Origin of the sequence: Escherichia coli DSM 30083 = JCM 1649 = ATCC 11775 (assembly GCF_003697165.2) — a bacterium.
Lineage (GTDB): Bacteria > Pseudomonadota > Gammaproteobacteria > Enterobacterales > Enterobacteriaceae > Escherichia > Escherichia coli.
Genome location: NZ_CP033092.2, coordinates 3,347,457 through 3,359,715, shown reverse-complemented (window position 1 = coordinate 3,359,715; position 12,259 = coordinate 3,347,457). Strand labels below are relative to the sequence as shown.

The 12,259-nt window shown below is 52.0% G+C and carries 8 protein-coding genes and 6 tRNA genes; 2 read left to right on the top strand and 12 right to left on the bottom strand.

The genetic code is table 11. From position 1 onward, the window contains the following. The first annotated feature begins 417 nt into the window (after positions 1-417). Positions 418-2,295 carry a rhomboid family intramembrane serine protease gene (locus tag EAS44_RS17585; RefSeq protein ID WP_001276759.1) on the top strand — a complete coding sequence of 626 codons (1,878 nt, stop codon included), beginning with the start codon at positions 418-420 and terminating at the stop codon, positions 2,293-2,295. Positions 2,296-2,421: 126 nt separating this feature from the next. Here the strand turns inward: EAS44_RS17585 and lnt are convergent, their stop codons facing one another. From lnt to miaB, 5 genes are all read right to left on the bottom strand, one after another. Next, positions 2,422-3,963, bottom strand: coding sequence for an apolipoprotein N-acyltransferase (gene lnt / locus EAS44_RS17580; RefSeq protein WP_000853057.1), 1,542 nt, complete (start codon positions 3,961-3,963; stop codon positions 2,422-2,424). Between the two features lie 24 nt (positions 3,964-3,987). After that, positions 3,988-4,866, bottom strand: a complete 879-nt coding sequence (corC, locus tag EAS44_RS17575) for a CNNM family magnesium/cobalt transport protein CorC (protein WP_001278605.1) — start codon at positions 4,864-4,866, stop codon at positions 3,988-3,990. A gap of 89 nt (positions 4,867-4,955) precedes the next feature. Then, positions 4,956-5,423: an rRNA maturation RNase YbeY gene (ybeY, locus tag EAS44_RS17570; protein ID WP_000084469.1), complete on the bottom strand. Its 468-nt coding sequence runs from the start codon at positions 5,421-5,423 to the stop codon at positions 4,956-4,958. Further along, positions 5,420-6,460 carry a PhoH family protein gene (ybeZ, locus tag EAS44_RS17565; RefSeq protein WP_001018040.1) on the bottom strand — a complete coding sequence of 347 codons (1,041 nt, stop codon included), beginning with the start codon at positions 6,458-6,460 and terminating at the stop codon, positions 5,420-5,422. The genes ybeY and ybeZ overlap by 4 nt, the downstream gene beginning before the upstream one ends. Positions 6,461-6,612: 152 nt before the next feature. Further along, positions 6,613-8,037, bottom strand: coding sequence for a tRNA (N6-isopentenyl adenosine(37)-C2)-methylthiotransferase MiaB (gene miaB / locus EAS44_RS17560; RefSeq protein ID WP_000162737.1), 1,425 nt, complete (start codon positions 8,035-8,037; stop codon positions 6,613-6,615). A 145-nt stretch (positions 8,038-8,182) separates the two neighbouring features. Here miaB and ubiF point away from each other — a divergent pair, with 145 nt between their 5' ends. Then, a complete protein-coding gene (ubiF, locus tag EAS44_RS17555; RefSeq protein WP_000184544.1) occupies positions 8,183-9,358 on the top strand; it encodes a 3-demethoxyubiquinol 3-hydroxylase in 1,176 nt (391 codons plus the stop codon). A 154-nt stretch (positions 9,359-9,512) separates the two neighbouring features. Here the strand turns inward: ubiF and EAS44_RS17550 are convergent. From EAS44_RS17550 to asnB, 7 genes are all read right to left on the bottom strand, one after another. Further along, positions 9,513-9,587, bottom strand: a tRNA-Gln gene (locus tag EAS44_RS17550). A gap of 48 nt (positions 9,588-9,635) precedes the next feature. Continuing rightward, positions 9,636-9,712, bottom strand: a tRNA-Met gene (locus EAS44_RS17545). Positions 9,713-9,727: 15 nt separating this feature from the next. After that, positions 9,728-9,802, bottom strand: a tRNA-Gln gene (locus EAS44_RS17540). A 34-nt stretch (positions 9,803-9,836) separates the two neighbouring features. Further along, positions 9,837-9,911 (bottom strand) — tRNA-Gln (locus EAS44_RS17535). Between the two features lie 23 nt (positions 9,912-9,934). Further along, positions 9,935-10,019, bottom strand: a tRNA-Leu gene (locus EAS44_RS17530). Between the two features lie 10 nt (positions 10,020-10,029). Then, positions 10,030-10,106: transfer RNA gene (locus EAS44_RS17525), tRNA-Met, on the bottom strand. 380 nt (positions 10,107-10,486) lie between these two features. Beyond that, the gene (asnB, locus tag EAS44_RS17520; protein WP_000337077.1) at positions 10,487-12,151 is read right to left on the bottom strand and encodes an asparagine synthase B; all 1,665 of its coding nucleotides are present in this window, start codon (positions 12,149-12,151) and stop codon (positions 10,487-10,489) included. Positions 12,152-12,259 lie beyond the last annotated feature (108 nt).

The window sequence follows — 12,259 nt, the reverse complement described above, 5'->3', positions numbered from 1 at the left end:
GATACCCGTTGTGAGTGTTTGTGTTGTTATCATCTGCGACTTTATTGTGCAGTGTTGTGTTTGTTAGGTAACATTTAGTTTGGATAAATGTAAAGATATTGCTGTTTTATTGTTTATTTTTGCGAGGTGCGCCGCACCATTCCGAAGCAAAATTCTTAAACCGCACCTTTTTGGTGCTACCGCTGATTTGTGGTGGTGCAACCCGGTTGCGTTGCGGCTGATTTCATTGCTTACACAGTAAATAGAGCAACTTACATGCCAAAAAATACTTAGGGGTGAATTAATTACGATTGTAATTTCAGTTTGAAAAAGTCATATTTCGGACAGTGTTAACTTTTCGGTGTGGGACGTTTGCCGGGATGATAACTACACTCGGGAAAATGCTTTTTACTAGTCTTTTCAAGGAAGAATCACCTTATGTCTGCATCTTCGGTTAAGCCGTTAAATGTTCAATTACCCGCAATAACCCTGATCCTTTTTGCGCTCTGTGTTGGGATATTTTGTTACCTCGCACAATGGATGAGTTACGAAGAAGTCGATCAATCCGCACTCATCCATCTCGGCGCTAACGTTGCTTCTCTCACGTTGTCGGATGAATCCTGGCGCTTATTGAGCAGTGTTTTTCTGCACAGTAGTTTTTCCCATTTGCTGATGAATATGTTTGCACTCCTGGTGGTGGGGACAGTGGCGGAACGGATACTGGGGAAATGGCGACTCCTGATTATCTGGTTATTCTCCGGCATCTTTGGTGGGCTGATCAGCGCCTGTTATACGTTACGCGAAAGTGAGCAGATAGTCATCAGCATTGGGGCATCCGGGGCAATTATGGGAATAGCGGGCGCTGCGATAGCAACACAGCTTGCTTCAGGTGCGGGCACACACCATAAAAACCAGCGGCGAGTATTTCCTCTGTTGGGTATGGTGGCGCTGACACTGTTGTATGGTACCCGGCAAACAGGAATAGATAACGCTTGCCACATTGGCGGCCTGATTGCGGGGGGCACGTTGGGTTGGCTGAGTGCGCGTTTAGTTGGGCAAAATCGGCTCGTTACGGAAGGCGGGATTATTGTTGCGGTCACTCTTCTTCTGACCGGGACTATCTGGTTTGTGCAGCAGCAGATTGATGAATCAGTTTTACAGGTCGGGCAAAGCCTGCGTGAAGCGTTTTATCCGCAGGAGATTGAACAAGAGCGACGACAAAAAAAGCAGCAGTTAGTGGAGGAGCGCAACGCCCTCAGGGAAACATTATCCGCTCCGGTAAGTCGTGAGCAGGCCAGTGGTGATTTACTCGCTGAGATTGCCGATATCCATGATATGGCGATCAGTCGGGATGGTAATACGTTGTATGCCGCAATTGAAAACACGAACAGTATTGTTGTTTTCGACCTCGGACAAAAGAAAATCCTGCATACCTTTACAGCGCCCATAGCGAAAGAAAAGTCAGTCAAACATTGTGGTGGCTGTAAAGATCAGGGCGTCAGATCGCTGGCATTAAGCCTGGATGAAAAGTTGATTTATGCGACTTCATTTGAAGCGAATGCGTTATCGGTCATTAACGTGGCGACGGGGGAGATTATTCAGTCGATTACCACCGGCGCACATCCTGACAGCTTTATCCTCTCGCGTGATGGCACAAAAGCCTGGGTGATGAATCGCACCAGTAATAGTGTGTCAGCGATTGATCTGGTGGCTTATCAGCATGTGGCGGATATCCCGCTGGAGAAATACGACGGGACGGGGATGAGCGGTAAACCAGGCGCCTGGGTTATGGCACTTTCCCCGGATGAAAAAACATTACTGGTTCCGGGAGCAGGCAGAGGTAACATCGTGCGGATCAATACCATCACGCATCAGAAAGAAGACTTTCCCGCAGGTAATGCGCGTGGTGTCGTTTCTGCGATGGGATTCCGACCAAAAAATGGTGAGATTATTTTTGCCGATAGCCAGGGGATTTCACGTATAAGAGCTGAGGATCAACAAGCCAGCATTATGACGCAATGGTGTAGCAGGAGCGTTTATTCCGTTGAGGGTATTAGCCCGGACGGTCAGTATTTAGCGTTGGTGTCATATGGCCTGCAAGGTTATGTCATCCTGCTCAATATTAATGCCGGGCAGATTATTGGCGTTTATCCCGCCAGCTACGTGAATCATCTTCGTTTTTCAGCGGATGATAGAAAGATATTTGTTATGGCGAAGAACAGGTTAATCCAAATGGACAGGACGCGCTCGCTTGATCCGCAGGCAATTATTCGGCATCTCCAATATGGCGATGTGGCTTGTATCCCTGAACCGTAAGAAAAAAGGGCATGATAATCATGCCCCAGAGCGTGTTGAAAAAGTACGCTTTATCCTACAAAATCGCGAAAATTCAACATATTGTAAAAATCGCGTAGGCCTGATAAGCGTCGCGCATCATTCACATCAACGTTTACGTCGCTGACGCAGACTCATCAGTACAGCGGCAAAACCAAACAGCGCCGTCAGCACCCACAGCGGCCAGTTGCCGGTTCGTGCGTACGGTGTGAGTCCGGTGGTTGGTGTCACGTTAGTGGTCAACACCTCGCGGGTGAACTGCGGGATCATCGCCTGAATCTCACCCTGCGGGCCAATCACCGCCGTAATGCCGTTGTTGGTGCTGCGCAACAGTGGGCGCGCCAGCTCCAGCGCACGCATTCGCGCCATCTGGAAGTGCTGCCATGGACCAATAGACTTACCAAACCACGCATCGTTGGAGATAGTCAGCAGATAGTCGGTATCCGGGCGGAAGTTATCGCGCACTTGCTCGCCGAGAATGATCTCGTAGCAAATAGCCGCAGTAAGCTCAATACCATTTACCGACAGCGGTGGTTGGATATATGGCCCACGGCTGAACGACGACATCGGCAGATCAAAGAACGGTGCTAACGGACGCAGAATCGACTCCAGCGGGACAAACTCGCCAAACGGCACCAGATGGTTTTTGTTATAGCGATCGGCTGATTCGTAGCTGTACGGCGCACCTTTACCCAGCGTGATGATGGTGTTGTAGGTATCGTAGCGGTTCTGCTTATTGAGACGTGCGTCAACAATCCCGGTTACCAGCGAGCTACCTTTATCGCGCAACTCACCGTCCAGTGCTTTGAGGAACGGTTGCTGATTAATTTCCAGATCGGTTATCGCCGACTCCGGCCAGATAATCAACGATGATTTGCCCATCAGCGGTGCCGTTGCGTTGTAGTAAATCTTCAGCGTATTAAGAAGCTGGCCTTCGTCCCATTTCAGCGATTGCGGAATATCGCCCTGAACCATCGAAACCTGAATGGTTTTCTCCGGTTGCGGGGTAAACCACTGGATGTAACGCAGCGGGAAGGGAAGGGCAAACAGCACGACGGCCACCACCAGCGGACGCCAGTTGCGTTTGACCAACGCCAGTGCCAGCAGGCCGCTAACCATCATCAGCAGGAAGTTAATGGCTTCCACGCCCATTATCGGTGCCAGCCCTTTTAACGGGCCATCAATCTGGCTATAGCCGAACTGTAACCACGGGAAGCCAGTCAGCACCCAACCGCGCAGAAACTCGGTCATTTGCCAGAGAGCAGGGGCGGCAATCGCCACGCGCAGCCAGGTGGTTTTTGACCACAACCGCGACAGCACGCCAGCAAACAGTCCGGTATACAGCGACAAATACGCCGCCAGCAGCACCACCAGGAAGACGTTAACCGGGCCAGGCATTCCACCAAAGGTCGCGATGCTGACATAGACCCAGTTAATACCGCTGCCAAAGAGACCAAATCCCCAGCAAAAGCCAATAGCGGCAGACTGGAGTGGACGACGGTTAAAGGTCAACGCCTGAAGCCCCATCAGCGAAATAATCGCCGCAGGCCAGACGTCGTAAGGAGAGAAGGCCAGCGTTCCGCAGGCACCGAATAATAACGCCAGCAGCAGGCGAATGCGCTGGCGTTCAATTAATGAGGCAAAAGCCATGTAGTTATCTATCCAGTTTCGGTTTTATTCATCCAGCTTCGGCTGGGGTGAGTCATCCGGGATTTTGACATGAACCTGAATAATACGCCGACTGTCGGCCATCGCCACTTTGAACTGGTAACCGTCGATGTCGATGGTTTCGCCACGCGCCGGAAGATGCCCAAATGCCTGCATCACCAGACCACCGATAGTGTCAACCTCTTCATCGCTAAAGTGGGTGCCGAACGCTTCGTTGAAGTCTTCAATAGAAGCCAGTGCGCGCACGGTCCAGGTATGACGACTCAGCTGACGGAAGTCGATATCATCTTCTTCGTCATACTCGTCTTCAATCTCACCAACAATCAGTTCCAGGATGTCTTCAATGGTCACCAGACCGGAAACCCCACCGAATTCGTCAATGACGATCGCCATGTGGTAACGCTGAGAGCGAAACTCTTTCAGCATCCGGTCTACGCGCTTACTTTCAGGAACGACAACCGCCTGACGTAACACTTTGTCCATGCTGAAGGCTTCAGCATCGCTGCGCATAAACGGCAGCAAGTCTTTCGCCATCAGAATCCCTTCAATGTGATCTTTGTCTTCGCTAATCACCGGGAAACGTGAGTGGGCGGACTCGATGATGACATCAAGGCATTCGTCCAGCGTCTGGTTGCGTTTCAGGGTAATCATCTGGGAGCGGGGGATCATGATGTCGCGGACGCGTTGGTCTGCGATGTCCATCACCCCTTCGAGCATATCGCGCGTATCTTCGTCGATAAGGTCGTTCTGCCCGGAATCACGGATCAGCGCCAGCAGTTCGTCACGGTTTTTTGGTTCACCGTGGAAAAGTTGGCTGAGTAACAGGGAGAAAAATCCCTTCTTGTTGCTTATCGTGTCACTACTGTGTGAATTGTCGTCGCTCATGGCGTCGTATGGGTTCTCATGTTAGTTAATCAAAACGCCGTCGTTAATCACCAACGGCGGGGACGTCTGCCAGTCAAATGCCTGGCAAATTATTCTTTCTCGGCAATGTACGGATCCTCATAGCCCAGAGCAAGCATAATCTCTGTTTCGAGGGCTTCCATTTCTTCTGCTTCGTCGTCTTCGATGTGATCGTAACCTAACAAATGCAGACTGCCGTGCACCACCATATGCGCCCAGTGCGCCTCCAGTGGTTTGCCTTGCTCCTGAGCTTCCTTCTCAACCACCTGACGGCAGATAACCAGATCGCCCAGTAGCGACATTTCCATGCCAGGCGGTACTTCAAACGGGAAGGAGAGCACGTTGGTCGGCTTATCCTTACCGCGATAGGTCAGATTCAGACTGTGGCTTTCGGCGGTATCGACCACGCGAATCGTCACTTCCGATTCTTCCTGAAACTGCGGGATCACCGCATTCAGCCATGTCTGAAACTGGCTCTCTTCCGGTAACCCGGAATTATCTTCACATGCCAGTTGTAAATCGAGGATCACCTGACTCATTTTTGTTCCTGTTCTTCGCGCTTGCGTTCTGCTGCCAGCGCCGCTTTACGTTTTTGTTCGGCTTCTTCCCAGGCTTCATAGGCGTTAACGATACGCGCCACCACCGGGTGACGAACCACGTCTTCGCTGTGGAAGAAGTTAAAGCTGATCTCTTCGACATCAGCCAGCACTTCGATGGCATGACGCAAACCAGACTTGGTATTACGCGGCAGGTCGATCTGTGTGACGTCGCCGGTGATAACCGCTTTTGAGTTAAAACCGATACGGGTCAGGAACATCTTCATCTGTTCGATGGTGGTGTTCTGGCTCTCATCAAGAATGATAAACGCGTCGTTCAGCGTACGACCACGCATATAGGCCAGCGGTGCGACTTCAATAACGTTGCGCTCAATCAGTTTCTCGACTTTCTCAAAGCCCAGCATTTCAAACAGCGCGTCGTACAGCGGGCGCAGATACGGGTCTACTTTCTGGCTTAAATCGCCAGGCAGGAAGCCCAGTTTCTCACCGGCTTCGACCGCCGGACGAGTCAGCAGAATACGGCGAATTTCCTGACGCTCCAGGGCATCAACTGCCGCAGCCACTGCCAGGTAGGTTTTACCCGTACCCGCCGGGCCAACGCCGAAGGTAATGTCATGGTCGAGAATATTGGCGATGTACTGCGCCTGGTTTGGCGTGCGCGGCTTAATTACGCCGCGTTTGGTTTTGATATTGACTGCTTTGCCGTACTCCGGCACGCTCTCCGCGCTTTGCTCCAGTACCCGCGCTTCTTTAATCGCAAGGTGGATCTGTTCCGGTTCGATATCCTGAATCTGACCGCGCATCGGGGCAGTATCGACATACAGGCTACGCAGAATGTCTGCCGCTGCGGTGACGCAAATCGGACGGCCGGTCAGTTTAAAGTGGTTATCGCGGCGATTGATCTCGATGCCGAGACGGCGTTCGAGTTGTTTGATGTTGTCATCAAACGGGCCGCACAGGCTCAACAGACGCGCATTGTCTGCTGGCTCCAGGGTGATTTCGCGAGTGTCTATGTTCAAACCGTTCCTCTTATCTGTATGCCGCCGGAAGCTGAACATTCACCGGCCTATAAGGAAATTATTCACGCCACAGGAAAAAGGCGCAAGCATTGCGATAAAGATGGGGATAAAGAGAGAAAAAACAAGGCCCACCGGAACGGCGGGCCTGAGAATTACGGCTGATAATAACCCACGCCAAGGTCGTTTTCTTTGCGGGTACGGGCAATCACCGATTCCGGTGTTTCTGCCACGCGCAGACCCATTTCATCTTCAGTTCGCACCACTTTACCGCGCAGAGAGTTCGGGTAGACGTCGGTAATTTCTACATCGACGAATTTACCGATCATATCCGGTGTGCCCTCGAAGTTGACCACGCGGTTATTTTCAGTGCGACCGGAAAGCTCCATGATGCTCTTACGTGAAGTCCCTTCTACCAGAATGCGCTGGGTGGTGCCGAGCATCCGGCGGCTCCATGCCATCGCTTGCTGATTAATGCGCTCTTGCAGAATATACAGACGCTGCTTCTTCTCTTCTTCCGGAACATCATCAACCATATCGGCGGCTGGTGTACCCGGACGTGCAGAGAAGATAAAGCTGTAGCTCATGTCGAAATTGACGTCGGCAATCAGCTTCATCGTTTTCTCGAAGTCGTCGGTGGTTTCGCCAGGGAAGCCAACGATGAAGTCAGAACTGATCTGAATATCCGGACGCGCCGCACGCAGTTTACGGATGATCGCTTTGTACTCCAGCGCCGTGTGAGTACGGCCCATCAGGTTCAGAATGCGATCGGAACCGCTCTGTACCGGCAGGTGCAGGAAGCTCACCAGCTCCGGCGTGTCGCGATACACTTCGATGATATCGTCGGTGAATTCGATCGGATGGCTGGTGGTAAAGCGAATACGATCGATCCCGTCGATCGCCGCAACCAGACGCAGCAGATCGGCAAACGATCCGGTGGTGCCGTCGTAGTTCTCACCGCGCCAGGCGTTCACGTTCTGGCCGAGCAGGTTAACTTCACGCACGCCCTGAGCCGCAAGCTGGGCGATCTCAAACAGAATATCGTCGGACGGACGGCTTACCTCTTCACCACGGGTGTATGGCACTACGCAGTAGGTGCAATATTTATTGCAGCCTTCCATGATGGAGACAAACGCGGTCGGCCCTTCGGCACGCGGTTCCGGCAGACGGTCAAACTTCTCGATTTCCGGGAAGCTGATATCTACAACCGGGCTGCGGTCGCCGCGCACGGAGTTGATCATCTCCGGCAGGCGGTGCAGCGTTTGCGGCCCAAAAATAATATCGACATAGTGGGCGCGCTGGCGAATGTGCTCGCCTTCTTGCGATGCCACGCAGCCGCCGACGCCGATAATCAGGTCTGGATTCTTCTCTTTTAACAGTTTCCAGCGACCCAACTGATGGAAGACTTTTTCCTGAGCCTTCTCGCGGATTGAGCAGGTGTTCAGCAGCAGCACATCCGCTTCTTCCGCCACGTCGGTCAGTTGATAGCCGTGGGTGGCATCCAGCAGATCGGCCATCTTCGATGAATCGTACTCGTTCATCTGACAGCCCCAGGTTTTAATATGGAGTTTTTTGGTCATCGACTTGCTCTTGCGAAATAGTAGCCAGGAATGCAGGGCGCATAGTGTAATGCTTTGCTGCCGTTGTGACCAGTATGAGCGTTATCAGCCCTTGGGGGTAAAAATCCTGTAAACTTAAAGCATATTGCTAACAGGATGATTGACCATGACAAATCAACCAACGGAAATTGCCATTGTCGGCGGAGGAATGGTCGGCGGCGCACTGGCGCTGGGGCTGGCACAGCACGGATTTGCGGTAACGGTGATCGAGCACGCAGAACCTGCGCCGTTTGTCGCTGACAGCCAACCGGACGTGCGGATCTCGGCGATCAGCGCGGCTTCGGTATCATTGCTTAAAGGGTTAGGGGTCTGGGATGCAGTACAGGCTATGCGTTGCCATCCTTACCGCAGACTGGAAACGTGGGAGTGGGAAACGGCGCATGTCGTGTTTGACGCCGCTGAACTTAAGCTACCGTTGCTTGGCTACATGGTGGAAAACACTGTCCTGCAACAGGCGTTGTGGCAGGCGCTGGAAGCGCATCCGAAAGTAACGTTACGTGTGCCAGGCTCGCTGATTGCACTGCATCGCCATAATGATCTTCAGGAGCTGGAACTGAAGGGCGGTGAAACGATCCTCGCGAAGCTGGTGATTGGTGCCGACGGCGCAAATTCGCAGGTGCGACAGATGGCGGGAATTGGCGTTCATGCCTGGCAGTATGCGCAGTCGTGTATGTTAATTAGCGTACAGTGTGAGAACGATCCCGGCGACAGCACCTGGCAGCAATTTACCCCGGACGGACCGCGTGCGTTTCTGCCGTTGTTTGATAACTGGGCATCGCTGGTGTGGTATGACTCTCCGGCGCGCATTCGCCAGTTGCAGAATATGAATATGGCGCAGCTACAGGCGGAAATCGCGAAGCATTTCCCGTCGCGTCTGGGTTACGTAACACCGCTTGCCGCTGGTGCGTTTCCGCTGATACGTCGCCATGCGTTGCAGTATGTGCAACCAGGGCTTGCTCTGGTGGGCGATGCCGCGCATACCATCCATCCGCTGGCGGGGCAGGGAGTGAATCTTGGTTATCGTGATGTCGATGCCCTGATTGACGTTCTGGTGAACGCCCGCAGCTACGGCGAAGCGTGGGCCAGTTATCCTGTGCTCAAGCGTTACCAGATGCGGCGTATGGCGGATAACTTCATGATGCAAAGTGGTATGGATCTGTTTTATGCTGGATTCAGCAATAATCTGCCACCGCTGCGTTTTGTGCGTAATCTTGGTTTGATGGCGGCGGAGCGTGCTGGCGTGTTGAAACGTAAGGCGCTGAAATATGCGTTAGGGTTGTAGCCTCACAACATTGCTGGATGCATGCCAACCGTAGGTCGGATAAGACGCGGCAGCGTCGCATCCGACTTTGTAAGGATAAGACGAGTCAACATCGTATTCGGCATTGAATATACGCAGAAAAGCAAAAAGCTCGCCGAAGCGAGCTTTTTTAATGTGGCTGGGGTACGAGGATTCGAACCTCGGAATGCCGGAATCAGAATCCGGTGCCTTACCGCTTGGCGATACCCCAACAAATTGGTTTTTGAATTTGCCGAACATATTCGACACATTCAGAATTTGGTGGCTACGACGGGATTCGAACCTGTGACCCCATCATTATGAGTGATGTGCTCTAACCAACTGAGCTACGTAGCCAGATTGTTTCTTCGATGGCTGGGGTACCTGGATTCGAACCAGGGAATGCCGGTATCAAAAACCGGTGCCTTACCGCTTGGCGATACCCCAATAACCGGGCGGTGAACCGCTTACTCGAAGAATATGGCTGGGGTACCTGGATTCGAACCAGGGAATGCCGGTATCAAAAACCGGTGCCTTACCGCTTGGCGATACCCCATCCGTACAACGCTTTCTGGTGAATGGTGCGGGAGGCGAGACTTGAACTCGCACACCTTGCGGCGCCAGAACCTAAATCTGGTGCGTCTACCAATTTCGCCACTCCCGCAAAAAAAAGATGGTGGCTACGACGGGATTCGAACCTGTGACCCCATCATTATGAGTGATGTGCTCTAACCAACTGAGCTACGTAGCCATCTTTTTTTTCGCGATACCTTATCGGCGTTGCGGGGCGCATTATGCGTATAGAGCCTTGCAGCGTCAACCTCTTTTTCAAGGAAAATTGCTCGAAAGTGACTGTTTGGTTAGGTTGCGAACAGCATGGCGCTATATTCGTCAATTATTGTTTACTTTGTGTTTTTTCCCCACCCTACAGCCATTCTTTTGTCATACAGGATGAAATTCGGAATTCAACAATAGTGGTGGGAAATTAATCTATGAAATACTGGCCTACAGTAATGAGTTGTCAAACATCGATGTGGCAAACCCGGAACATTTCCTTACTGCATATCAGAATCAACAAGCGCCCCAGTAACTGAAATTGCCCCGGATTTCTCCGGGGCAATATTACACGTCTTATTTATATGCCGACTGGTGAACGCCAACCGCGCGACCAGACGGATCGTCCATTTTCTTGAACGCTTCATCCCACTCAATCGCTTTAGCGGAAGAACAAGCGACGGAAGGACCGCCCGGCACGCACTCAGCGGCGCTCGGAAGCGGGAACAATTCTTCAAAGATCTCCCGGTACAGATACGCTTCTTTTGAGGTCGGCGTGTTGTACGGGAAGCGGAAGCGGGCAGTTTCCAGCTGTTGATCAGAAACCTGCTGCGCTGCCACTTCTTTCAGGGTGTCGATCCAACTGTAACCGACGCCATCGGAGAACTGCTCTTTTTGCCGCCAGGCCACGCTTGCAGGCAGATACGCTTCAAAACATTCACGCAGGATGTGTTTTTCCATTTTGCCGTTACCGCACATTTTATCCTGTGGGTTAATGCGCATCGCCACATCAAGGAATTTTTTGTCGAGGAACGGAACGCGTGCTTCCACGCCCCAGGCTGACATCGCTTTGTTGGCACGCGCGCAGTCATACATATGCAGGGCCAGCAGTTTACGCACCGTCTCTTCATGCAACTCTTTAGCGTTCGGCGCTTTGTGGAAGTATAGATAACCGCCAAACACTTCGTCAGAACCTTCACCGGACAGCACCATTTTAATGCCCATCGCCTTGATCTTACGCGACATTAAATACATCGGTGTTGAAGCGCGGATTGTCGTCACGTCATAGGTTTCGATGTGGTAAATCACGTCGCGGATGGCATCCAGACCTTCCTGTACAGTGAAGTGAATTTCGTGATGCACCGTGCCAAGATGGTTTGCCACTTCCTGGGCTGCTTTCAGATCCGGTGAGCCCGGCAGACCTACAGCAAAGGAGTGCAACTGCGGCCACCAGGCTTCAGAGCGTTCCTGATCTTCCACGCGACGGGCGGCGTATTTCTTGGTGATAGCGGAAATAATTGAGGAATCCAGACCACCAGAAAGCAGCACACCGTAAGGCACATCAGACATCAGATGGCTTTTAACGGAATCTTCCAGTGCCTGACGCAGCTCGTTTTTGTCGGTCACGTTATCTTTCACCGCATCGTAGTCGAACCAGTCGCGATGATAATAAGAACGGATTTCGCCGTCCTGACTCCACAAATAGCTCCCCGCCGGAAACTCTTTAATCGTGCGGCAAACTGGCACGAGGGCTTTCATTTCTGAGGCCACATACAGCTGACCGTGTTCGTCATAGCCCATATACAGTGGGATGATCCCCAGATGGTCGCGACCAATCAGATATGCATCTTTTTCGCTGTCGTACAGGGCAAAGGCAAACATGCCCTGCAAGTCGTCGAGAAATTCCGGCCCTTTTTCCTGATACAGCGCGAGGATCACTTCACAGTCAGACCCGGTCTGGAACTGGTAACGATCGCCATATTCAGCGCGCAATGCCTGGTGGTTGTAGATTTCACCGTTTACTGCCAGCACATGAGTTTTTTGTTGGTTGTAGAGAGGTTGCGCCCCCGCGTTAACGTCAACAATTGACAGACGTTCGTGGGCGAGAATGGCGTTATCGCTGGCATAAATACCGGACCAGTCCGGGCCACGATGACGCATCAGGCGTGACAGCTCGAGTGCTTTCTTACGCAGCTCAACTGCGTCTGTTTTGATATCGAATACGCCAAAAATTGAACACATAACCTTCTCCGTTAACCTGGTGTTTACTGCGTGTTGTGTTTGCTTGTTAAAAAAATGCCGCAAAGCAGCACGGTGCGCAAGCGATTTGGCGGTGGAAAAATAAAAAAC